The organism is Spirochaeta dissipatitropha, assembly GCF_054657935.1.
Genome location: NZ_BAAHXT010000001.1, coordinates 416,454 through 438,651, shown reverse-complemented (window position 1 = coordinate 438,651; position 22,198 = coordinate 416,454). Strand labels below are relative to the sequence as shown.

Below are 22,198 nucleotides of genomic sequence, written 5' to 3'. Positions count from 1 at the left end.
TTGTACCCCGGCAGCATGACCCTGGAAAGTGTTATTATGGTGAATCTGTCATACACTTGACGCATGATACAACGTAGTATTGCCAGAACCGTACTGACCGAAGCCGGGCAGTACCCGGTGTTGACGCTTATCGGACCTCGGCAATCAGGAAAAACAACCCTTGTCAGAGAGCTTTTTCCTGCGCATCGATATGTGAATCTGGAGTATCCTCGACAAGTCTGGCAAACTGGCTCTCTATTCTTGAAGCCTCATTTGTTGTAACCCTAATTCCGCCATACTACGAAAACTTCGGCAAGCGTGTGGTTAAATCACCCAAACTGTATTTTGTCGACATTGGTTTAGCTTGCTGGCTCCTGGGTGTTGAAACCACGGATCAGGTATTTCGGGATCCCCTTGCTGGAAGCCTGTTTGAGAATCTGGTAGTGCTGGAGATACTGAAAAGACAAGTCAATCACCAGCGTCCGGCACGGCTGTACTTCTGGAGAGATCATAATCAAAATGAAGTTGACCTCATTATCGAGCACCAGCGGGCATTAATCCCGATCGAGATAAAATCATCGCGCACCTGGCACAAGGATTTCTCGAAAGGTATCCGGTATTTTCAGAAAATCACGGCCAAAGCACAAAAAGGATTCGTCCTGTACGGAGGCACCGATGCACTGGACTTTGACAGCTTTCAGGCACTGCCCTACACGCACAAAATGCCCTGGGAAGACCAGAAGAATCAGTAACCTGTTGTTGAATCTCTACTGCTACTTCCCGTAATCAGGTGTTGATTCTGCTGCCTGGTCGATTATATCCGGGGTATAAACCGGTATGTATCGGGACAGATACGCGCTGAGGTCTGGGTCGCAGGCATAAACGAAGGTACCCCTGATACCTCTGGTCATGAGGGTTTTATAGATGTTCAGGATGTAGTCTACCATCTCGGTGGGGGTGAGCGAGCTGTGTTTGCCGTAGCGGTCCTTGTAGCGTTCGGGGTGGAACCGGAGTTGGCCTCGTTCAAGGGTTATTTCGGGGCCGATTATGACGGCTGTGTAGTTCATGTCATAGCCCTGGACGGTGTGAATGCATCCGACTTCCTTGTGAGCATTTGGACTGTTGATCCAGTTTTTGGTGGTGGCGTTCCACTTCAGCCGGCAATTTTCGATTTTGATGTCATAAATATCTGGATTCTCCCGGCTCTTCCATTCCCATGCGAAGCCGGCGACGAGTCGGCACAGACCATGCTGCTCGTTCAGCTCCTGGATATCGGCGACCATGCGGTCCAGGCGGGTGTACAAGCGGAGGTCATAGCCTTGAAAGCGACAGATCTCTGGTGCTTTCTGCCGCAGCACGGCATCTATGTAGCCGGTATAACGGTCTCCAGCGAGGACCCGCATTTGAGACTCCAGCACAAACTTGTTGGCCTGCTTTTCCAGTTCCTTGAATCTGGAAGGGGCGACGTCCGAGGGTTTGACGCTTTGATTCCCATCGTACAGCAGGATAGTATGTGCGGATTTCTGCAGGATCCAGTCCAGTTGATCGCTTACTTCTGAATCCAGGCCGAGTTTCCCGGCAGCTTTGTCGAAGGTAGAATAATTTGCCAGGTTCCGACGCTGGGTTAAGCGGTGAGCCTCGTCTACAATCAGAACATCGAACTGCTGTGTGTCGTTCACCACATCGTTGGGGCCGAGCACCATTTTGCTTTTGAGCCCGTCTACGTTACGGAAGATCTGACGAATGGTTTCGCGCAGGGATGTCTGTGGAAGTACAATTCCGATTTTGAGCCCTGCGGTTGATTCATCGGAGAGCAGATATTTTACCAGGTAGATGGCCAGAATGGTTTTACCTGAACCAGGCTCGCCCCTTACAATACTTCTTGATTCTGTGTGGTTCTGAATAATCTCTTCCAGCTTTTCTACGATTTCTGTTTGATCGTCGGTTAGTGCCTTGTAGGGAGAATACTTGAAAAGGTCACTGTTCTTGATGTCACGAATACTATGCCTTACAACATTATGAGCCTTGAGTTCATCCCATATCTCCCGAAACAAGTCCTCGTAGTATTCGCGATCAAAGTAGTTATGATTCCGCAAGCCACGGTTACTATTCTGCAGGGTGTAGGTGCCATCACCGGATATATATTCAATAAGTGTTGACTCGAGATCAAGCGTAGCTGATTTATTGAATTTCTCGTCTTTAATGAGATACAGTTTGTCAAAGCCTTTTCGTCTTTCGTCTTTGAGATGTGTAGCTATACGTCGGATGGCACTGTTGGTTTCGCCTATGTAGGCATGCTTGCGGTTCTCCAGTATGTAGATTATTGGCCAGTTGCGGTATCGTTTGTCAGCCTTCAGCGCCTGCAGGGTTGCCGGTGCAAAATCGTAGCTGAACACCCGGTTAGCAGTCATGAATCAACCCGTGTTGCCTTGCCGTTGGTACCCCGCACCCGGTCAACCGGGAACCTCTTTTCGTTTCGCTCCAGCTTGTCCTGGATTATCTGCAGCGGATCCTGCTGCAGCTCTGAGGCCAGCAGAAAACAGTACATCATGACGTCTGCAATCTCATCGGCCAGCTTGTCGTCTGGCGGGTTCTCGCCCCACTGAAACAGCTCCAGCAGTTCACCAGCCTCAATCGAGACGGATTTAGCCAGATTTTCTTTGGTGTGGTACTGCTGCCAGTCCCGCTGATCCCGGAATGTGATAATGCGATCCATAAGCTGTTGTGCGTCCATACTGACTCCCCTGCTGTGTACTATGGTAGTTCATTCAGGGGCTGTGTCAAGGTTTGCAGGTGGTGGTATAATAAGGCATTAACCTCAAACAGGTTCTGACCTTCGATGACGGTGATCCCCGTTTAGAAACGAAAATTATTTCTTCCCGTACCTTTGCCTTTGGAAGTCTTGTTATTCCCATTTCCGGAAAAGAAAACAAAGCGGTGGATCGCCACAAGAGTCAGGTCCTGGATCTATGTGGCACAGCCATAGATATCAAGATGACAATATAGTGATTACACAATATATTGCAAGCATGATGAAAGATACACGTTCCCGCTTATTGTTCATACTGGGTTTTCTGGCCTTCTGGGCTAATGGTGATAATTATGCAGCAGCACCTCTGTTGGTGAGTATTGCTGCCGATATGGGTCTGGCTATCAGTCAGGCCAGTCTGACCGTTGCTGCCTATATGCTGTCCTTCGGGTTGTTTACCATTTTGTTCGGTCCGCTGTCAGACAAGTTCGGCAAGGGTCGCATTATTATTACTGCAGCCTTCGGCACTGCTGTTTTCTCCATTCTGGGCGGGCTCAGCACCAACTTCCCTATGCTGGTGATTTTCCGTTCCTTCAACGGGGCTTTTGGAGCGGGTATTTTTCCGGTGACTATGGCTTTGATCGGTACCATGTACAACGACGAAGAGCGACATGGAGCGATTGCCAAGGTAATGGGTTTCATGTTTCTGGGCGGTGCTTCGGCAACTCTTATCGGAGGTGCATTAGCTCAGTTCAGCACCTGGCGGGCGGTATATATTCTCTATGGTGCAGCCGAGCTGCTGTTGGCTTTGGCTGTTGTAAGGCTTATTCCCATCGAAGCTGTTTCAAAAGAATCTTTCAGTTTAACCCGATCCTATCGAGCAGCCTTTAAGCGTCCAGAACTTCTCATGCACGTGGCAACCATCTTCTTTGTAGGATTTGCTGTGTTCGGCAGTTTTTCATACGCCGGACATTATGTTCAGACAATTACCGGGTTTCCGATTTTGCTGGTTGGAATGATTATAACTGCCTTCGGTTTGGGTACGGTAGCCGCCGGGCGACTGCTGCCCGGACTTCGTCCGCGTCTGGGATCTGCATTTCTGCCGGTCCTCGGCACCCTGGGTGCTGCTTCGCTCTTGCTGGTCATGTCCATCGGGCTGTTGCTGCCGGGTCCTGTTACGGCTTCATTGCTGCTGTCGACAGGTTTTTTCGGATTCGGCATCGCTTTTGTCGCCTTGCAGTCAACATTGATAATGGGTGTACAGAAGCAGCTTCCTGCAATGCGTGGTACAGCTATGTCCATGGCCAGCTTCGGTATGTTTGTCGGCGGCGGAATCGGTACCCAGATTAATGGTAGAATTGTTACAGCGGGTGCCGATCCTTTCATCTATGCTCTCGGTGCAGGCCTGCTTTTCACGGCTGCGCTTGTTACCGGGCTGAGAATGCAGCGAATGGTCAGACTACAGAAGAAGCAGGCTGCCGAGGCGGCATGATCGGAGGGTCTGCAGGCACTGCACTGCAGGAACCATTCTTGTCCAAAATCTCTAACTGACTTGGGAACAACTACAGCAACATGGCAGATCTGCCATGTTGCTGTAGTTACTTACACGAGACTTAGAGCTTTTTGATTTTATAGACTTCTGGATCAAGCGGGCTGCACAGATCACTCTGCTATCGAAGGCTGCGTTCGAGTTTGTCCTTGTCGAAGCCAACCAGCACCTTGCCGTTTATATCGATTACGGGTACTCCGGCCTGGCCGGATTTTTTCATCATTTCCTCTGCCCGGCGCAGATCGCGGGAGACGTCGTATTCAGTAAAAGGCACGTGCTTTTCACGCAGGTAGCGCTTGATCTGGGTACAAAATCCGCATGTAGGGGTGGTGTATAATTTAACTGCCATAACAGCCTCCTGTATATAATAATTTATATATATCAGGATTCTAAGTCAACACTCTCCTGAGTGATCAGAAAAATCAACACATTTCAAAATCCTTTGCGTTTCAGCTCCGGGTCGCCTGCATGTAGACAACGTCATGATACTGGCCGTTCAGATAATAGGCCTGGCTCCGGCGGCCGAATTCCTTGAAGCCGGCTTTCCGGTACGCGCCGATTGCGAGTTCGTTAAATGCGAATACCTTCAGCATGATGTTGCGTAGGTTCAGGATTCCAAAGGCGTAATCGAGCAGTAAGCGGGCAGCTTCACTGCCGTAACCGTTTCCATGGTCTTCCGGTTCACCAATGAAAATGCCGAATTCAGCGGTTCCTGAGATGTAGTTCAGGTCGCAGAGAGAGCAGTTTCCAATCAGTCTCTGTTCGTCACGCTGAATTATGGCGAAATTGAACTCTTTGCTTGCAAGTTTTTCAAGAAATTCCCGCTCCTTTTTCAGGTCGATCAACATGGCTATGTTGCCGAGCCGCGAGGACACCTCAGGATCGTTCATCCATTTGCAGTAGGTTTCTACGTCATCCGGATTAATCGGCGACAGGTATATTCTCTGACCACTGATTTTTTCAAAGTACTTCATATTCACTCCCCTCCACGAGTATACATGGTTCACGGAATAAATGCTCGTGCGATTTGCGAGGCCTGTCATGTCCGGCTGTTTTTTGCTATACTGCGGCCTATGGCAGCACCGACAAATGGCGAAGACAAGAAGATAATTTATTCAATGTACAAGGTTTCCCGTACTCATGGGACCAAGCAGGTAATCAAGGATATTTCCCTTTCCTACTACTACGGAGCCAAGATCGGCGTAATCGGTCTGAACGGCTCGGGAAAATCAACCCTTCTGAAAATCATGGCTGGTCTGGATGACAACTACAACGGGGAAATCTCGAAGAGTCAGGGATTCGAGATCGGCTATCTCGAACAGGAACCTCAGCTGGAAGACGGAAAAACCGTCAAGGAAATTGTTTCACAGGGAATACAGGAAGTGGTTGATCTGCTGGCTGAATATGACAGCATCAACGAGAGCTTCGGTGATCCCGATGCAGATATGGACAAGCTGCTCGAGCGGCAGGGCGAGGTTCAGGAGCGCATCGAGGCGCTTGACGGCTGGGAGCTCGACAGCCGGCTTGAACTGGCAATGGATGCATTGCGCTGTCCGCCAGCGGATCAGCTGGTTGATCATCTCTCCGGGGGTGAGAAACGCCGGGTTGCGCTCTGCCGTCTGCTTCTGAAACAGCCGGATATTCTTCTTCTGGATGAGCCGACCAACCATCTGGATGCCGAGAGTATTGCATGGCTGGAGCGTCACCTCAAGAACTATCCAGGTACGATTATTGCGGTTACCCATGACCGCTACTTCCTCGACAATGTAGCAGGCTGGATTCTCGAACTTGACCGCGGCGAAGGCATTCCCTGGAAAGGTAATTACACAAGCTGGTTAAAGCAGAAACAGGAAAAACTCAGGGTTGAAGAAAAGAGCGAGAGTGAGCGGCAGAAGACGCTGGCACGGGAACTTGAATGGGTCAACATGAGTCCCAAGGGCCGACATGCCAAGGCCAAGAGCCGCATTACAAACTATGAAAAACTCCTCTCCGAGGGTTCCCGGGACCGGGCTAAAAACCTTAATCTCTTTATTCCGGCTGGTCCGCGGCTGGGTAATATTGTTATTGAAGCCGAAGGTGTCAAGAAGGGCTACGGCGACAGGCTGCTCTATGAGGATCTGAGCTTTCAGCTTCCACCCGGTGGTGTTGTGGGTATTATCGGTCCGAACGGGGCGGGAAAGACAACACTATTCAAAATGATTACCGGCAGTGAGCAACCAGATGCAGGCGAGATAAAACTCGGGGAGACCGTGGTTCTGGGCTATGTGGATCAGAGCAGAGAGACGCTGAATCCGGACAAGACAATCTGGGAGCAGCTTTCTGACGGGACTGACATTATCAAGCTCGGGAACCGCGATGTAAACAGCCGGGCGTACTGTTCCTGGTTCAACTTTATGGGTGCCGACCAGCAGAAAAAAGTGGGCGTATTGTCAGGCGGTGAACGAAACCGGGTCAATCTGGCGATGATGGTCAAAAGCGGGGCCAATGTGCTGCTGCTGGATGAGCCGACCAATGACCTGGATGTAAATACCATGCGCGCTCTGGAAGAAGCTCTTGACGAGTTTGCCGGCTGTGCAGTGGTAATCAGCCATGACCGCTGGTTCCTGGACCGCATCTGCACGCATATTCTGGCATTCGAAAACGATTCAAACGTGCGCTGGTACGAGGGGAATTACTCGGAGTACGAGGAAGACCGTCGTAAACGTCTCGGAGCAGAAGCAGACCGACCGCACCGAACCGTATACCGAAGCCTGACCAGATAGGCCAGACAAGTCATTCCGGCGGCGGAAGCTCAGTCTGCCGCCGGCAGCCGGTGCACCGATTCTGACGCTGCCGGCGCCTGGTTTCATAGCGGCTGCCTATTCCGGCAGCCGCTCTATAAACTCGTGAAATTCATAAAACAGCAGCCCGTTCTCATCCACATTCAGACGAGCATATTCATTTGAAGCCAGATATTCAAGTATTTCTCTGGACTCATCGATTGAGAGTTCCGAACTGCCGGCAAGCTGCAGCACGGTGATTCGTCCGCGGTTCTCTCTGGCACAATTCAGAGCAGCTTTTTCTCTGGCTTTCTGATCCAGGACTGAGCCTTGTGCTGACGGCTTAGTACCATCAGTGTGCCGCCTTTCAGGTGTATCACGGCGGCGGAATAGTTTAGACAGCCCTTTGGTAAAACTGGGAACGCCGATCAGCCCGAGTCCGATCAGCCAGAACCAGGAGCCACCGGAAAAAAATGCGAATCCGGTGCCGATTATAACCGCAAGACCGAAGCCGACCTCACCCGCTGCGTCCGAGACGGAGTCCTTCTTCTTGCTGTCACCCAGGTCTAAATCCAGATCGAGTTCCGCTGCCAGTTCAGAGGATATCTCCGAGCTGATTTCAGCTTTTATTCCTTCGATTATCTTGTTCTTCTTTTCCTGCGGCTGCTTTTCCCATTCCTGAATTGCCTTGTCCATGAACTTGTCAGCGGCTGTCATCAGTTTTGTCTTGACCCTCAGACCGGGATCATCGATTGCAGCCTGCGCTGAGGCGCGCCCTGCACCGCCTGCACCCTCAGAACCTGCACTGCTGCCTGCACCGGCCTCGGCTTCGCCGCCTTCGCTGCCCACCGATTCGCCCGCTGGCTTGACTGTCGTTTTCCCGGATCCAAACGCCTTTGTCAGTCCCATATCTGCGAGCTCGAGAATCTTCTGTTTCAGTTCATCATTCTCATTCTTGGTCTGCCCTGTATCCGGCACTGTGTTCGACCCTGTATTTGGCGAGTTTTGTGTGCTGCGCTTCTCGCAGCCGGTCTCAAGCTCATAGGTTTCCACTGGATTGCTGATATTCTTGAGATTGCGCACACCGAGGGCATGCATCGGCACCGACAGCTTGTTGGAAACCTGCCGGTACACATCCCCGGACACAACAATTCCTCCCGGGACTGCCAGCGCCTCGAGCCGAGAGGCTACATTCACCCCGTCACCGAAGACATCGGTCTCGGTATACCAGATATCTCCCAGGTGGATCCCGATCCGCAGGAGCAGTTCCTGCTCTGAACGGCTGTTCCGGTGATTCAGGACCTTCTGTATTGCCAGTGCACATTCACATGCCTGCCGGGCACTTGAGAAATCCACCAGCAAGGCATCACCGATCGACTTTACGATGCTGCCCTCATATTTCTCGACCAGGGGGAAGACAAGATTATTATGCTCATCCAACATCTGCAGTGCAGTGACCTCGTTCTCTGCCATATGCCGGGAATATCCGACAACATCAGTGAACATGATTGCTGCCAGTTTTGTTCTGGCTTCTGTATTCATAACCGATTCCCCCAATACAACTGTACAACTGTATACCACTCACATAATTCATGCAAATTATGTGAACTGACCTATTCAGACAAAATTCCGGTAGTAAAAAACCGCGAGTTGGGTCCGATCGCGCAATTCAAGCTTATCAAGTATTGTGCTGACATAATTCCGCACTGTGCCTTCGCCGAGAAACACAGATTCGCTGATTTCCTTGTTCGACAAACCATCGGCCACCCGCTGCAGAATAAGAAACTCCCGTTCACTCAGACCGTATTCCTCGCAGCTGTTCTTCTTCTCCTGCTGCATGAGTCCTGGCAGCTTCTCGGCGATCGCATCACCGAACACGCGCTGCCCGGCATGTACTGCCAGCAGGGCCGGGACAATGCTGTCATAGTTCTGCTTCAGAATATAGCCACCGGCTCCCATTTTCAGGGCTTCAATAATATACTCGTCATCGGAAAAGGTAGTCAGAAACAGGATTCTGGCGCTTTTCTGTTTCGCAAGCAGCTGTCGGCCTGCCTCGATTCCGCTGATTCCCTGCATTCGTATATCCATAAGCACAATATCAGGCTTCATGCCCGCGTATGAGGCCAGCAATGCTTCTCCACTGTTTAGGCTGGCACAGACCGAACAGCGGCTGTCGGCACTGACAATGGTCTTGAGTGCTCCTGCCACCAGAGGGTCGTCATCTACAATACATACACTAATCATCCTGCTTCTCCACTTCGCTGTTTGGGCAGTGTTATAAAAAGACAGAATCTGCTGTCAACCTGAACCCGGAACTGCCCGCCTAGGGTTTCGACGCGCTCCTGCATGTTCCGAAGCCCAATTCCCCGATGCAGTATATCTTCAAGCTGATTTCTCGTCCTGTTATCGTTCCTGCTACCGTTGTTTTCCATGTGGAGCTGATAAAATCCGGGATGCTCCCTGAGTCTCAGCACTACCTCGTCGGCATCTGAATGCTTCATTATGTTTGAAAACGATTCCTTGATAATCGCAATTATAGCATATTTCTGCTCTTTTCCGGGTTCAGAGTAGAGGTCTATACTGCAGGATACGGGGCAGAAGCGGAAATCTTCCAGAAGATGCTGGACATAGTCCTCAAGACTGATTGATGTTTCGTGCAGATGGTGAACACTTTCCCGTACGCTGCTCATGGCCTGATCAAGGGTGCTCTGCAGTTGAGCGAGCTGTTGGCCGAGCGGCTGCTCCGGCCCCGGGGCCGAAGCGTCGAAACTCGAAGCTGCAGTCGCAGCTGCGGTCCGCAAGGCGGCTGCCTGCAGCAGAGCGCTGGACAGCAAATGTCCGACATTGTCGTGTATGTCCCTTGCAATCCGATAGCGTTCCTTCATAGTGGCCAGATGCACCTCCGCATCCTGTTGATCCAGCAGCTGCTGTTGTCTGCTTTCCAGCCGGGAATTCAACAGCCTTGATTCATCCTTCAGATTAAAATATCGCCGACGAAGGTTCTCTATCATCCAGGTACGTCTCTGTAGAACGACAGCCAGACCGGCCGTACTGGCCGAAACCGCGAGAACAGCAGGGCCAAGCAAGTCCCGATAATAGTAGGCTGGGAGCAGGAGCAGAATCATCCATTTCCAGTGTTTATTCCGGCAGGCGCTGTAGACCATGGCAGGAGAAAACAGACAGAGAACGGGCAAGGCAAAACACAGCCCAATAAAAAGAAGCAGCAGTCCGAGCTGCAGACGTTCATGGTCGGTATAGAACTGAAAGGCCAGCACTGCCAGGCTTATCAGAAATGGCGCCGCTGGTATGGTATCGGGAAAGAACACAAACACAGCGACCAGACTCAGAAGCAGAAGCATTCCTGTATCGATCAGTTCGCGGACAAGCTGCATTTTAACCTCCCCTGGCATTCAAATCACTGTAAAAAGTGACATCTGTCACTTCAGAAAGTGAACAGCGACACTAAGCAGTATACCAATACCGTCATATATTGGAAGCATACAAGGAGTATTTATGATTATCAAAGTACAGGAACTGGTAAAACGATATGGCGATCTGCAGGCGCTGGACAATCTGTCGTTTGAGGTGCAGGAGGGGGAAATTTTCGGTCTCCTTGGTCCCAATGGATCCGGCAAGACCACAGCAATAAACTGCATTCTATCCCTGCTGAAGTATGACAAGGGTAAAATCGAGGTCTTTGGAAAGCCCATGACCCCCGACAGTTACGCCAGCAAGCGGGACATTGGTGTCGTGATGCAGGAAGTCGCCGTTTTCGAGGTGCTGACGGTCAGGGAGAACATCGACTACTTCTGCGGACTCTACATTCAAAACCAGGAAGAACGGAAGAAACTGGTTCAGGAGGCTATTGAGTTCACTGGCCTGCAGGGCTTCGAGAACTTTCTGCCAAAGAAACTGAGCGGCGGACTTCTGCGTCGCCTGAACATTGCATGCGGAGTTGCTCACAAGCCGAAACTGATTTTCCTCGATGAGCCCACGGTTGCAGTCGATCCGCAGAGTCGAAACAAGATTCTCGAAGGAATCTGTGAACTGAACCGACAGGGAGCAACCATCGTCTACACCTCCCATTACATGGAGGAAGTCGAGCAGATCTGTTCACGAATCATGATTCTTGACCATGGCAAGGAGATCGCTTCGGGAAGCAAAGAGGCCCTGAAATCGATGATTGATCTTGGAGAAAAGAACAGCTTTGAAGTCTACGATATCAGCGCTACGCAGCTGGAAAAACTGCGGGCCATGCCGGAGGTTGCCGAGCTTTCCTACCGGGACAATATGTTGCTGATTAAATCCCACAAGGGCAGCAATATCCTGGAACGACTGCTTGATTACCTGAAGAAAGAATCAATTCCCTTCGGGCGGATCTATTCCGAACAGCCAAGCCTGAACGATGTTTTTCTGGAGATGACAGGGCGGGAACTTCGCGACAGGGCTCCGGAACAAGGAGTACAGGAATGATTGAACGAATTTTCTTCTATCGTCTGAAGACCATACTCCGGGACAAGGAAATGGTATTCTGGACTATACTATTTCCGATTATACTGGCAAGCCTGTTTCGAGTCGCCTTTGCCAATCTTGGCGAGGTGAACGAGATTTTCCCTATCCCTACGGCGGTGGTGAGCAACGAAGCGCTGCAGTCCGACAGCAACTTCAGAGAATTGCTGAATGCGGTATCAGATGACTCAGAGGATAGTCAGGCACTGCTGGATCTGCAGTATGTTTCGCAGGATGAAGCTGAGCAACTGCTGCTCGAAGGCAGCATCTATGGATTCATTGTTCCCGGCACAGACATGCAGCTGTTTGTCATTGAATCAGGCCTCCGCCAGAGCATTCTGGGGATCTTTCTCGACCAGTACCTGCAGAATTATTCAACGGCGGAGACAGTCCTTTCACAAAACCCGGAAGTATTTGAGGATTTCATTCAGGAAATGGAGCTGCGGGTCAGCTATATCCGGGAGGAATCGCTCGGGAAGAACAGTCCCAACATGCTGTTTGTATTCTACTTTGCCCTACTGGCAATGGCCTGCTTTTACGGCGGATATTACGGACTTATTGAAGCACTGGACATACAGGGAAATCTCACCCCTCGTGCTGCCCGAATAAACATGTCGCCGATTCATAAGCTGAAAGCCCTGCTGGCCAGCAGCAGTGCGGCTGTATGTATTCATATCTGCAGTCAGCTGGTACTTCTGGCATTCCTGCATTTTTTCATGCAGGTAGACTTCGGTCCGGAATTGCCTTTGGTGATTCTGGCGACTGTAATCGGAAGTACCTTGAGCATAGCACTCGGGCTCTTCATTGGAACAGCTATCCGTGGAAACGAGAATTTCAAGAGCGGTGTTATAACTGCGGTCAGTATGATCGGGGCTCTGTTTGCCGGACTCATGTTTCCACAGCTGAAATACATAGTATCCGAACGGGCACCGCTACTGAACTGGATCAATCCGGTTAACCTTCTGGCCGATGCCTACTATGCCCTGTACTACTTCGAAGGTTATCAGCGCTACATGCAGAATCTGATGCTCCTGCTGCTTATGACGGCCTTCTTTACAGCAGCAGCCTATTTCCAGATAAGGAGACGAAATTATGACAGTTTATAAACTCAGCTTGCGTGTAATGAAGGATAACATTGGCTCAATTGCCCTGTTTCTCGCTGTGTTTATCGGCATCTCCCTGATTGCAGCAAGTACCAGCGGAGATACCGTCGGACAGATATTCTCCAGAGCAAAGGTTCCAATTGCTTTTATTACCGAAGAATCCACCCCGCTGGTACGCGGCCTGGAACGGGAACTGGAAAAAGTGGCCAACATCATGCCATATGAGGACGATCTGGAAACCCTGCAGGAGGCGATGTTCTACGATGAAATCAGTCACATAATCAGGATCCCGGCGGGATTCACAGCCGACTTTCTGGATGGCAGAGATGCCGAAATTATTACATACCCCGGACAAAGTGCAGGCCGCGCGATGTATGTGGACATGGCAGTGGAAAGCTACCTCAATACCCTCCGGCTCTACCGGCGATTCATACCGGATGCTCCACTGGAAGACGCAATTGCAAACGTTCATCGAGATCTTTCGCAAGGCGCAGAAACCCTGATCTTTACAGACCCGGACAAGGCCGGATTTCAGAGTGACAGCAGGGAGAACTACTTCAACCACCTGATTTTCTTTAACTATCAGGCCTACTCCCTCTTCGCAATTCTGATTCTGGGAATCAGCAGCAATCTGCTTGTGTTCAACAGCAGGCTGATCCGGATGCGGCAGGCATGTTCGCCTCTCAGCTCACGGAAGCAGAGCCTGCAACTGTTTCTGGCAAATTTTGCCTACGCCCTGTTCTGCTGGTTTGCTCTGAATGCAATATCACTGATATTTATTCCCGAGCTTATTGGGACCAACAGGATGTACCTGTTCATAGCAAACTCGTTTGTACTGAGCTTCTGGGCTTCATGTGTCAGCTTCTTCATTGCACATCTGGCAAAAAGCAGAAACGGAATTTCAGCGATTACCAACGTCGTCGCCCTGGGAACCAGCTTCCTGGCCGGTGTATTTGTTCCCCAGGAATTTCTCGGATCTGCAGTGCTCAGAGTAGCAAGCTTTACTCCAACCTACTGGTTTGTTCTTGCCAACAATCAGATTGCCCGGGTCGGTGGCTCCATACGCGGACTGAGCAGCCTGGCAGGACAGGGAGAACTGCTGACATCCATGGGAATGCAGCTCATGTTCGGACTGGCATTTCTTGCCATGACCCTGGTACTGAGGAAGAAACGATCAATGGCCGCTGCTTGATTACTTCGATCAGCTTGATCACTTTGAGGGCGCTGCCTGCGTGCACAGCGATTCAACGGCCAGCAGGCCGTCCAGTGCAGCGCTCACTATTCCGCCGGCATAGCCGGCCCCTTCACCAACAGGAACGAGGTTGGAATGAGTCTCGGACAGGGAATTCCGCCCACGCAGTATCCGCAAGGGAGACGAAGTTCTGGTTTCATGGCCTATGAGTAGGGCAGAGGAATGCACAAAGGATGTAGCCCTGCTCCAACCGTCGAAGCCTGAACGCAGCCCAGCTGTAATTTCTGCAGGTAAGGTCTCGTGGAGACTGCCGGGAAGCAGATCCATAACAAAACTGGATGCTGCCTGCCCTCGGCTTACTCTGCCCGACCTGAAATCATCAAGACGCTGAAAAATCGATCCATATCCCCCGGCAGCCCTGAACAGACTCTGCTCCAGTTTCCGCTGATATTCAATTCCATCCATGAGTCCATCACCAAAATCCCGGGGACCAACGGTGACTACGACTGCAGAATTGGCATAGGCTCCATCCCGCTTGCTGCGACTCATGCCGTTTACCAGGGTGCCCCCGATTTCGCTGGCTGAACTGACAACTTCGCCTCCGGGACACATGCAGAAGGTATATACCCCCCGCCGATTGCTGCCGGATCCAGAATTATGGGTAAAGCTGTAACTTGCTGTCGGTAGTCGTGGGTCATCCCAATGTGAACCATACTGCATGCGGTTGATCAGTTCCTGCGGGTGCTCTATGCGGGTCCCGACTGCAAATGACTTGGGCTGCATTGCAACCGACTTCCGCTCGAGCAGGCTGTAGATATCCCGGGCGCTGTGCCCGGTAGCCAGAAAGAGCAGGCTGACATCCAGAATTTCACCATCACTGAGTCGGATAGAAGTGATCCGGCCATCGGTCTCTGTCCAGTCATCAAGCCGCCGGCCAAAGAGAAAGCTTCCCCCCAGCCGTTCTATTTTTTTCCGGATTTCAGCCACCACCACCAGCAGCAGGTCGGTTCCGATATGAGGCTTATAGTCATATAGTATTTCTTCGGGAGCACCGGCTGCCACCAGTTCGGTGAAGACCTTTCTGATCCTCCGGTTCTGTATCCGGGTTGTCAGTTTTCCATCGGAAAACGTTCCCGCACCACCCTCACCGAACTGCATGTTTGATTCCGGGTCCAGACCCTTACCTGCCCAATATGCATCTACATCTTTACTTCGTTGCTCAACAGCCTGACCACGCTCTATAATCAAGGGATTCAGACCAAGCTCGGCAAGTGCAAGTCCGGCAAACAGACCGGCTGGTCCGGCGCCAACCACCACCGGCCTCGGGCCATCCCACTGAACAGGAATCACCGCTGCCTCAGGCTCCTCCTCAAGAATTTTCACATCCCTGGACAGGCCCTTGAGCATCTGACTGCATTCCACTTCCAGCTGATACAGAAAACTGATCTCATGCTTGCGGCGTGAATCCAGCGATCGCTTGACCATGCGTACGGATTTCCGGCATTCAGGAGGGAAGCCGAGCCTGGTCAGACTTTTATCAATTGCCTTCTCCTGATCTTCCTGAAACGGGATTTTTATACCACCTACACTGTAGCGCACGCTGCCCTCCGATCGAGCACCATTATTGCTGAATCAGGGGAACGCTACTATCCTGCAGATGAAAAAATGCAATAATTTCTGCGCTGTCAAAGAATATCAGCTTAATCCGTATCACTCTTCACTCAAAGAAAATTAGAAAAACCTCCCAAATGCTCATTGACAATTAATATTTTGGGGTTAATCATTTAATTCATGAGTACACACAAGAATTCAGCGAAAGCTGATCTGCCCAAGGGATTTTACCGCATCACCATCCTGATCGGCCTTGGCTTTTTTACCATGGGATTGATGGATCCGCTCTATGATACCTATGTTCCGATCTTCCTCGAGGATTTTCTGGAATCCAAGTTCCTGATCGGACTGATTATGACCCTGGATAACCTCCTGGCCCTGTTCCTTATACCGATAGTCTCGAACCTGTCGGATAATACCCATACCCGCATTGGCCGGCGCATGCCATGGATTCTGGTTACCGTACCGCTTTCAGGAATATTCTTTGCCCTGCTGCCCTTCGGTGCCCTGCCTACCGGCAGTCTACCTCTCATTATTCTGCTTATTTTCCTGTTGAACCTTGCCAAACAGGCAGCCCGAGGACCGGTCGTTGCACTCATGCCCGATACCATACCCGGCGAATTCCGGAGTGAAGCTAACGGGGTAATCAATACCATGGGTGCAATCGCTGCTATAGTCGGCACCGTCCTTCTTGCTCCCCTTATGGATGTAGACATTAACCTGCCTCTCATAGGCAGCAGTCTGCGAAGACTTCCCTTTCTGATCTCGGCACTGCTGGTGATTCTTGCGACAATTATGCTGTTCACCTTCATCCGCGAAAATAAGGAAGCCAAGGAGAAAAGGGAACGGACAGCCCTCTGGAAATCACTCAAGCTGGTCTTCGGAGGTGAAGACAAGAGTGCGATGTTGATTCTCCTTTCACTATTTTTCTGGTTTCTCGGTTACCAGGGAATACTACCCTTTATGGGCATCTACAGCCGCAGAATTCTTGGCGTAAGCGAAGGTCTGGCTGGTCTCTCCCCGGGAGCCGTTGCTATCGGTTACATGATCATGGCTATTCCATCCGGAATAATCGCCCATAAAATCGGTCGAAAAAAGATCATCAGAGTCAGTCTCATCGGCATCGTTATCGTGCTGACTCTCATATTCTTTCATAATCCAGTAACACAGCTGCTCGGTCTTTCCGCTTTCAATGCCTGGGTAGTATTTCTTGCCCTGCTTTTTGTATTCGGAATGTTCTGGGGCTCAGTAATTACAAACTCCTTCCCCATGCTCTGGCAGATGGCTCACTTCGGAAATATGGGCATGTATACCGGACTGTATTATTTCTTCAGTCAGGGAGCTGCAATTACCTCTCCGCCAATCAGCGGAGCTGTAATCGACCTGTTCACACTTGGCTTTAATGAAGCTACCGGAATGCGCATGATCTACCTGTACGCAATTATTATGATGAGCATTGCCTTTTTCATTATGGGCAAGGTACAGGGTGGTGAAACCGAACTGGCAACAGTTACCACACAGGATGAACCGGAAGAAAACTGATTTTCCCGGCACACCCCTTAACATTTCGTCCCCCAGCCGGTAGGGTGGGGGCAGGAGGCCGCATGAATATAGGCAAAAACACAGTAGTAACAATGGATTATACACTTACCGATGCGGAAGGCACGGTAATCGATAGTTCCGAAGGACGCGATCCGCTGCAGTATCTGCACGGAGCCGGTAACATTATCCCGGGACTGGAAAATGCTCTCGAAGGAAAGCCAGCAGGCGAAAAAGTGAACGCAGTTATTCCCCCCGAAGAAGGCTATGGGGCATGGGACGAGAACAAGGTTTTTGAACTTGCAAAGGATCAGTTTTCCGGCGTTGATGAAATCGAGCCCGGCATGCAGTTCCAGGCACAGATTCAGGACAGTCCCACCATTCTCACCGTCCGCAGCATTGAAGGTGACCAGGTCACTGTAGATGCCAATCATCCCCTCGCGGGAGCTACTCTTCACTTTGATGTTGAAGTAAAGGATGTACGGGAAGCCAGTGAGGAAGAAGTTTCTCATGGGCATGTTCACTGATAACATCAGTGATTCCGCGATAGCGGGCAGGCTGCATGGTGTATAATGGATTCAGGAGAAAGCCATGCAGCCATATAAAAAACTACGCCGCAGCAGACTGAAGAGCATCAGGACCCATTCCCTGGTAGTAGCAACAATCAGCGCTGTCTTCAGCTACATGAACGGACACAACGTATTTGAATCACCGGTAGATCTCTTTTTTAATCTAGGCACCAGCTTCATTCTGGGACTATGTATTCCAGCAGTAATCATGAGTCTGGAATTTTTCGTATTCAACAGCCGCAGAATACGAATGATGTCTTCACTTCTGGTACTGCTGATCAAGATCATGAGTTACCTCATGGCTGGCACTCTGGTCTACTTCATTCTGGGACTGATTGTCTTCCCTGAACATGTACTGGAACCGGTAATTATGCTGAATACCATTCTCTACCTCAGCTTCTTCTCGCTTGTGATTAACATGGGTGTATTCTTCGTTAAGTTCATGGGAGCTGATTTTCTCAAGGCTTACCTCCTCTCACGCTACCACACCGCGACCATAAGAAAGACCATATTCATGTTCATTGACCTCAAGGATTCTACGTCCCTCGGAGAACAGCTGCAGGCAAAGGAATTTTTTCATTGTCTGAACGATTATATTTTTCTCTGTGAGGAAGTAATAAAATACCACCGTGGCAGCATATACAAGTATCTCGGTGATGGAATGATTGTTGTGTGGGAAGCGAATCCAGATAATTTCCGTAATGCAAGCCGCTGCGCAGTGGAACTTCAGCGACATATCCGACTCAACAGCAGCCATTTCAGTACCTACTATAAGCTTGAGCTCAGTTTCAGTATCGGACTGCATACGGGAGATGCCGCAGTTGGAGAAATCGGGTTTGAACGGGCTGAGATCGGCTACCTGTCCGATGCAGTCAACACAGCTCAGAGAATTCAGGATCAGAACAAAATTCTGAAAACAGTCTGTCTGGCTTCCCGTGAATTTTTACGCGGACTTCCATTAGATGAACGCGAAGAGATCCTGCGTAACAGCCGGGCACGGAAATACCAGGGAATAAAGCTTAAGGGTAAATCCCGGGCCATGACCCTGTTCTCACTTCCCGGCTAAGGATCGGCTACCACTCCTGCTCATTTTTCCGGGGTAGAACGAAAAACCAGGCAGCACAGAAACACAGCAGAGAGAGCGCAGCCGCCCATCCGGCCAGCCAGGGGTAATCCTCAGAGCGCTTGAGGGCTATACCGAGTAGGGCCCAGCTTATGACCAGACTGTAGGCTGCATCCCGATGGTAGACAGCAGCGAAAACAGCAAGCAGGCCTGCCACCGCTGCCAGGGCAGCAGCCCAGAACACAGCCCCCGGGGCGATGCTTGTCACTCCCAGCGAAACCAGCAGCCCGGTAACGTTGGCCGGAAGGGCTACCGTAATCCATCCGAGATACAGCGAGAAAGGAATACTTACGCACAGTGTCTCAGCCGCGGTAAACCTGCGTCCTGACCATCTGAGATTCAGAACGATTTTAATCAGAGAAAAGAAAAGTACCAGCATAAGGACCAGACTGCTCCAGTACCACAATGCATGCCAGGCAATAATCCACAGAGTGTTGGCTATATGTCCGATCAGGACCCAGAACGCGATATGCACCCACCAGTAGGGAGGGTTTTCAGGACTTCTGCGAACAACCATGAGCTGATACACGGTGAATACAATCAAGGCAAGGTAAATAATACCCCATACCGAAAATGTGATTCCAGCAGGAACAAAAAGATTCGGCAGACTGTCAGAAATGTCACCTGTCGAACGGCCGAACAGCGGCAGGGCATTCGCCGCTCCGTTAATTACCAGAGTAACAATTAGAGCCGCCAGAAGCAGCCAGGACAAGGCAATGGATTTTTTCTGCATATACGCCTCCTGTACCTGAATTATATGCACAGAAGGCTGAAAAGCAAATTATTGCTTCATAACCAAGCCCTCGGCTCCATGGCTTAGTATCCCATGAATTCCTGCCACTCCTCCGTTATATCCAGTCCGAATATTTCGACCTCATAGCTTTCAATGTACAAGGGACCAAGATCCGGACTGATCAGAGACATGAATTCACTCGTGGTGTCATTATAGAGCTCCGCAACGGCATACACATTGTAGAATTCAACCGGCAAGCCAAAATCCGGGTAGTAATACCCATATACATTGTTGTATCCATCGGAGTTAACGTATCCAATCGGATAGTTTCCATAGGGATCTTCATGAAGATAAAAATACATAAGCTCATAGCCATCGAGTCCGGAGTGATTTATACTGTAACTGCCGTAGAGATACACCTCACTCGGTTCTTCTTCAACATAGTAATAGCTCCATGTCTCATCAATTGTAAAATCCAGCCCCGTCACGTCTGAGGTGAAATCCATCTCATACATTGCAGGACTTAGAAAATATTCATAGTATCCATCGCTTGAATTCCACAATTCAGCCAGAATATAAAACTCATAGTAGTTGCCCTTATTTACCCAGCCATAATACTGATTTTCTTCAAAGGGATACCCATATCCGACTGAATCACCCCCATCCGGGTATTCCATAAAATACAGTTTTGTGAGTTCAAATCCATCAAAATACGGATCCAGCTCATAGCTGCCGCTCACATCAACCGATTCATACTGACCATAGTCTTCCAACACCTGCCAGGCATCGCTGACATCAATGAGAAAGCCGGTATTCCCGGTGTAGTCAATTGTAAAGGGGCCATCAATGGTATTACCAAGGACTTCGAATACGTAATAGTCACTGTATTTGGCAACAACATACAGGCTACCATACTCTCCGGGCTGAATATAAGCCCGCCACTGATTCAGATCATAATCAACCCAGCCATCACCCAGGTACTCTTCTCTACTGTCATCGCTGTAGAATTCAAGCCAGTTAACTCCATAAGGATCATAGGCTTCTCCATATTGATGATAAGCGGCACTCCGGCTGAGGCTGAAATCTCCCTCCATGTTTTTATCAAAACTGATCAGATAATCAAGTAATTCCGACAGACTGAGATTAAATGAACGAATTTGATTGTTTCCATTATCATACGCAGCGGCAGAGATTAAAAATGATTCAAACAGAGAATCCAGAAGCCCTTCAAAAAATTCGTCATCACCATTATCAAATTCACTTCCGGTATACGATCCCATATCCGAGCCGGACGCAGTCAGTCCAAGAATGAATTTGCCGGAATAATCTTCAATTCCATCCAGGGTAAAACCGGCCGAGGACTGGAAGTCGAAATCCAGATCAAACTCCAGATCCCCATCCTCGGTCATATCTATCCAGAGAGCCAGGGCAGCAACTATGTGGAGCCGGCTGCCAGCCTTCAGTATTACATCATCGATTGTGATTAAGTCCTGTAAAACCTTCAGCTCGAAGTCCAGGGTTCCAGCGATTGCAGCCTGCATTCGTGTTGTGTTAAATGCAATTGCAGCATCGGCAACGAGCCGTCCGACTATCTCCAGCTGAGTATTGGAGGACCCCAGATCAGTATCCAGACTTTCGCTGGTGGTGAAAGGCTCCAGCTCTTCGCCGAAATATTCCTCATACCCTGCCAACAAGTCGATGAGCTCGGAAAAGGCTTCCTCCATCAACAGGTCCAGCGGATCACCGACAGCTTCCCCTGCCATCAAGGCGACCAGAAGCAGCTCGATATCGTGTTTGTCTGTACTGAATCCGGAACTGCTGAAGCCGGCTAACTCCGAAAGTAGTACTGTACGTAATGCCGGGGTTTGCGGAAGGGGTGGTTTGGAATCAATAGACATAATGTGCTCGACATCGTTGACCAGCCAGTCATCGAAATCGATTGTATATGTTGTACTGCCCGCGTTGAAGACACTCAGATAATAGCCGGCACCCGATGTTCCACCCGGTAGCGCCCACTGCTGATAGCCGCTATTCGTGGTAGGTGTCACAATTGAGCCGTCTTCCCGCTGCACATTCCAGAAAATTGACTCGGGATACTTGTCCAGGGGATAGCGCAGGTAGAAAGTAGTACCACCCTCCACCTCAGCCCTCAGCGCGGAGTAGCCCTTTGCTGTGAGTTGAAAGGAGTTCGGCTGCCCGGAATCATCACCTATACTGCTGCTCGAAAGCGGCACAGTCAGCCGGATTCTGTCAGCATGCGGGAGTAGACTCAGGCTTGATGAACTCTGCTTCCTGGGCTCAATGAGAACAGCGGCCTGTCCGAAGTGCAGATTCTCTATCTGATCACCGCTGCCGCGGAATACGGTTACGCTGACAGTGTAGGTATAGCCCGCAGGTAATCGATCAAAACTGGCTGATCCCTGCCCGCGGCCTTCAGACAGAACTATATCAACGGTCCTTATTTGCGCAGTGAAATCTGATTGCTGGCCTCGGACTTCAACACGCGCTTTTAATCCTTCAACCGGAACTATATGCCGCGACTGGCTGCTTTGCCCTCCGTAATGGAGTAAGGGGATAGAGAAATCAAGTTTGAGTGATTGTTCTATATCCTGTTTCTCCTGCAGAAACGCTGGAGCACACGCACCCAGGACAAGAATAACGGCCAGGAACACAACAGCGATAAACATAGAAATACGCATAGCACCGCCTCCGGTATATAGTATAACACAAAATATACACCGACACCATTACGCTGAAGATCATTCGACAAACAGTGCTGACTC

The 22,198-nt window shown here is 50.2% G+C and carries 20 protein-coding genes; 10 read left to right on the top strand and 10 right to left on the bottom strand.

All coding sequences use genetic code 11. The features are described from left to right. Positions 1–63 precede the first annotated feature (63 nt). Together ACYQ2L_RS01835 and ACYQ2L_RS01830 are read left to right on the top strand one after the other, a co-directional pair. Entirely contained in the window at positions 64–261 is a 198-nt protein-coding gene (locus tag ACYQ2L_RS01835; RefSeq protein ID WP_460050429.1) for an AAA family ATPase, read from the top strand. After that, positions 189–731 (top strand): ATP-binding protein, encoded by a 543-nt coding sequence (locus tag ACYQ2L_RS01830; protein WP_460050473.1) that lies wholly within the window; start codon positions 189–191, stop codon positions 729–731. Before ACYQ2L_RS01835 ends, ACYQ2L_RS01830 begins: the two co-directional genes overlap by 73 nt. Before the next feature lie 21 nt (positions 732–752). Here the strand turns inward: ACYQ2L_RS01830 and ACYQ2L_RS01825 are convergent, their stop codons facing one another. Beyond that, entirely contained in the window at positions 753–2,390 is a 1,638-nt protein-coding gene (locus ACYQ2L_RS01825) for a DNA/RNA helicase domain-containing protein (RefSeq protein ID WP_460050427.1), read from the bottom strand. Further along, positions 2,387–2,713, bottom strand: a complete 327-nt coding sequence (locus tag ACYQ2L_RS01820; protein WP_460050425.1) for a nucleotide pyrophosphohydrolase — start codon at positions 2,711–2,713, stop codon at positions 2,387–2,389. The genes ACYQ2L_RS01825 and ACYQ2L_RS01820 overlap by 4 nt, the downstream gene beginning before the upstream one ends. A 295-nt stretch (positions 2,714–3,008) precedes the next feature. Between ACYQ2L_RS01820 and ACYQ2L_RS01815 the strand changes: the two genes are divergently transcribed. Then, the gene (locus ACYQ2L_RS01815; protein WP_460050423.1) at positions 3,009–4,220 is read left to right on the top strand and encodes an MFS transporter; all 1,212 of its coding nucleotides are present in this window, start codon (positions 3,009–3,011) and stop codon (positions 4,218–4,220) included. A 178-nt stretch (positions 4,221–4,398) separates the two neighbouring features. Here ACYQ2L_RS01815 and ACYQ2L_RS01810 read toward each other — a convergent pair whose 3' ends face one another. Both ACYQ2L_RS01810 and ACYQ2L_RS01805 read right to left on the bottom strand, forming a co-directional pair. Beyond that, positions 4,399–4,626: a glutaredoxin family protein gene (locus tag ACYQ2L_RS01810; protein ID WP_460050421.1), complete on the bottom strand. Its 228-nt coding sequence runs from the start codon at positions 4,624–4,626 to the stop codon at positions 4,399–4,401. Positions 4,627–4,726: 100 nt separating this feature from the next. Continuing rightward, positions 4,727–5,251 (bottom strand): GNAT family N-acetyltransferase, encoded by a 525-nt coding sequence (locus ACYQ2L_RS01805; protein WP_460050419.1) that lies wholly within the window; start codon positions 5,249–5,251, stop codon positions 4,727–4,729. A 99-nt stretch (positions 5,252–5,350) separates the two neighbouring features. Between ACYQ2L_RS01805 and ettA the strand changes: the two genes are divergently transcribed. Then, positions 5,351–7,039, top strand: a complete 1,689-nt coding sequence (gene ettA, locus ACYQ2L_RS01800; protein WP_460050417.1) for an energy-dependent translational throttle protein EttA — start codon at positions 5,351–5,353, stop codon at positions 7,037–7,039. A 96-nt stretch (positions 7,040–7,135) separates the two neighbouring features. Here ettA and ACYQ2L_RS01795 read toward each other — a convergent pair whose 3' ends face one another. The 3 genes from ACYQ2L_RS01795 to ACYQ2L_RS01785 form a co-directional block, all read right to left on the bottom strand. Further along, positions 7,136–8,578 carry an adenylate/guanylate cyclase domain-containing protein gene (locus ACYQ2L_RS01795; protein ID WP_460050415.1) on the bottom strand — a complete coding sequence of 481 codons (1,443 nt, stop codon included), beginning with the start codon at positions 8,576–8,578 and terminating at the stop codon, positions 7,136–7,138. Between the two features lie 75 nt (positions 8,579–8,653). Further along, the gene (locus ACYQ2L_RS01790) at positions 8,654–9,280 is read right to left on the bottom strand and encodes a response regulator (RefSeq protein ID WP_460050413.1); all 627 of its coding nucleotides are present in this window, start codon (positions 9,278–9,280) and stop codon (positions 8,654–8,656) included. Then, positions 9,277–10,428: a sensor histidine kinase gene (locus ACYQ2L_RS01785; protein ID WP_460050411.1), complete on the bottom strand. Its 1,152-nt coding sequence runs from the start codon at positions 10,426–10,428 to the stop codon at positions 9,277–9,279. The genes ACYQ2L_RS01790 and ACYQ2L_RS01785 overlap by 4 nt, the downstream gene beginning before the upstream one ends. 121 nt (positions 10,429–10,549) lie before the next feature. Between ACYQ2L_RS01785 and ACYQ2L_RS01780 the strand changes: the two genes are divergently transcribed. Genes ACYQ2L_RS01780 through ACYQ2L_RS01770 form a run of 3 tightly spaced genes read left to right on the top strand, consistent with a single transcriptional unit; the run spans position 10,550 to position 13,840 of the window. Beyond that, on the top strand, positions 10,550–11,509 hold the full coding sequence (locus ACYQ2L_RS01780; protein WP_460050409.1) for an ABC transporter ATP-binding protein: 960 nt from the start codon (positions 10,550–10,552) through the stop codon (positions 11,507–11,509). Next, on the top strand, positions 11,506–12,651 hold the full coding sequence (locus ACYQ2L_RS01775; RefSeq protein ID WP_460050407.1) for an ABC transporter permease: 1,146 nt from the start codon (positions 11,506–11,508) through the stop codon (positions 12,649–12,651). The genes ACYQ2L_RS01780 and ACYQ2L_RS01775 overlap by 4 nt, the downstream gene beginning before the upstream one ends. After that, positions 12,638–13,840, top strand: a complete 1,203-nt coding sequence (locus ACYQ2L_RS01770) for an ABC transporter permease (RefSeq protein WP_460050405.1) — start codon at positions 12,638–12,640, stop codon at positions 13,838–13,840. The genes ACYQ2L_RS01775 and ACYQ2L_RS01770 overlap by 14 nt, the downstream gene beginning before the upstream one ends. A gap of 18 nt (positions 13,841–13,858) precedes the next feature. On the opposite strand, the gene ACYQ2L_RS01765 is transcribed toward ACYQ2L_RS01770, so the two are convergent. Beyond that, complete coding sequence (locus tag ACYQ2L_RS01765; protein WP_460050403.1) at positions 13,859–15,439, bottom strand: NAD(P)/FAD-dependent oxidoreductase; 1,581 nt, start codon at positions 15,437–15,439, stop codon at positions 13,859–13,861. Between the two features lie 192 nt (positions 15,440–15,631). On the opposite strand from ACYQ2L_RS01765, the gene ACYQ2L_RS01760 reads away from it, so the two are divergent. The 3 genes from ACYQ2L_RS01760 to ACYQ2L_RS01750 all read left to right on the top strand — a co-directional run bounded on the left by ACYQ2L_RS01760 (position 15,632) and on the right by ACYQ2L_RS01750 (position 18,625). Further along, positions 15,632–16,993, top strand: a complete 1,362-nt coding sequence (locus ACYQ2L_RS01760) for an MFS transporter (RefSeq protein ID WP_460050401.1) — start codon at positions 15,632–15,634, stop codon at positions 16,991–16,993. Between the two features lie 62 nt (positions 16,994–17,055). Beyond that, positions 17,056–17,517 carry an FKBP-type peptidyl-prolyl cis-trans isomerase gene (locus tag ACYQ2L_RS01755; RefSeq protein ID WP_460050399.1) on the top strand — a complete coding sequence of 154 codons (462 nt, stop codon included), beginning with the start codon at positions 17,056–17,058 and terminating at the stop codon, positions 17,515–17,517. Positions 17,518–17,581: 64 nt separating this feature from the next. Continuing rightward, positions 17,582–18,625 (top strand): adenylate/guanylate cyclase domain-containing protein, encoded by a 1,044-nt coding sequence (locus tag ACYQ2L_RS01750; protein ID WP_460050397.1) that lies wholly within the window; start codon positions 17,582–17,584, stop codon positions 18,623–18,625. 7 nt (positions 18,626–18,632) lie between these two features. On the opposite strand, the gene ACYQ2L_RS01745 is transcribed toward ACYQ2L_RS01750, so the two are convergent. Both ACYQ2L_RS01745 and ACYQ2L_RS01740 read right to left on the bottom strand, forming a co-directional pair. Beyond that, complete coding sequence (locus ACYQ2L_RS01745; RefSeq protein WP_460050395.1) at positions 18,633–19,415, bottom strand: hypothetical protein; 783 nt, start codon at positions 19,413–19,415, stop codon at positions 18,633–18,635. A gap of 83 nt (positions 19,416–19,498) precedes the next feature. After that, positions 19,499–22,114: a hypothetical protein gene (locus ACYQ2L_RS01740; protein ID WP_460050393.1), complete on the bottom strand. Its 2,616-nt coding sequence runs from the start codon at positions 22,112–22,114 to the stop codon at positions 19,499–19,501. Positions 22,115–22,198 lie beyond the last annotated feature (84 nt).

Coding starts and splice junctions, on each gene's coding strand:
- ACYQ2L_RS01835 (WP_460050429.1), top strand. CDS start 64: ATGATACAACGTAGTATTGCCAGAACCGTACTGACCGAAGCCGGGCAG.
- ACYQ2L_RS01825 (WP_460050427.1), bottom strand. CDS start 2,390: ATGACTGCTAACCGGGTGTTCAGCTACGATTTTGCACCGGCAACCCTG.
- ACYQ2L_RS01820 (WP_460050425.1), bottom strand. CDS start 2,713: ATGGACGCACAACAGCTTATGGATCGCATTATCACATTCCGGGATCAG.
- ACYQ2L_RS01815 (WP_460050423.1), top strand. CDS start 3,009: ATGATGAAAGATACACGTTCCCGCTTATTGTTCATACTGGGTTTTCTG.
- ACYQ2L_RS01810 (WP_460050421.1), bottom strand. CDS start 4,626: ATGGCAGTTAAATTATACACCACCCCTACATGCGGATTTTGTACCCAG.
- ACYQ2L_RS01805 (WP_460050419.1), bottom strand. CDS start 5,251: ATGAAGTACTTTGAAAAAATCAGTGGTCAGAGAATATACCTGTCGCCG.
- ettA (WP_460050417.1), top strand. CDS start 5,351: ATGGCAGCACCGACAAATGGCGAAGACAAGAAGATAATTTATTCAATG.
- ACYQ2L_RS01795 (WP_460050415.1), bottom strand. CDS start 8,578: ATGAATACAGAAGCCAGAACAAAACTGGCAGCAATCATGTTCACTGAT.
- ACYQ2L_RS01790 (WP_460050413.1), bottom strand. CDS start 9,280: ATGATTAGTGTATGTATTGTAGATGACGACCCTCTGGTGGCAGGAGCA.
- ACYQ2L_RS01785 (WP_460050411.1), bottom strand. CDS start 10,428: ATGCAGCTTGTCCGCGAACTGATCGATACAGGAATGCTTCTGCTTCTG.
- ACYQ2L_RS01780 (WP_460050409.1), top strand. CDS start 10,550: ATGATTATCAAAGTACAGGAACTGGTAAAACGATATGGCGATCTGCAG.
- ACYQ2L_RS01775 (WP_460050407.1), top strand. CDS start 11,506: ATGATTGAACGAATTTTCTTCTATCGTCTGAAGACCATACTCCGGGAC.
- ACYQ2L_RS01770 (WP_460050405.1), top strand. CDS start 12,638: ATGACAGTTTATAAACTCAGCTTGCGTGTAATGAAGGATAACATTGGC.
- ACYQ2L_RS01760 (WP_460050401.1), top strand. CDS start 15,632: ATGAGTACACACAAGAATTCAGCGAAAGCTGATCTGCCCAAGGGATTT.
- ACYQ2L_RS01755 (WP_460050399.1), top strand. CDS start 17,056: ATGAATATAGGCAAAAACACAGTAGTAACAATGGATTATACACTTACC.
- ACYQ2L_RS01750 (WP_460050397.1), top strand. CDS start 17,582: ATGCAGCCATATAAAAAACTACGCCGCAGCAGACTGAAGAGCATCAGG.
- ACYQ2L_RS01745 (WP_460050395.1), bottom strand. CDS start 19,415: ATGCAGAAAAAATCCATTGCCTTGTCCTGGCTGCTTCTGGCGGCTCTA.
- ACYQ2L_RS01740 (WP_460050393.1), bottom strand. CDS start 22,114: ATGCGTATTTCTATGTTTATCGCTGTTGTGTTCCTGGCCGTTATTCTT.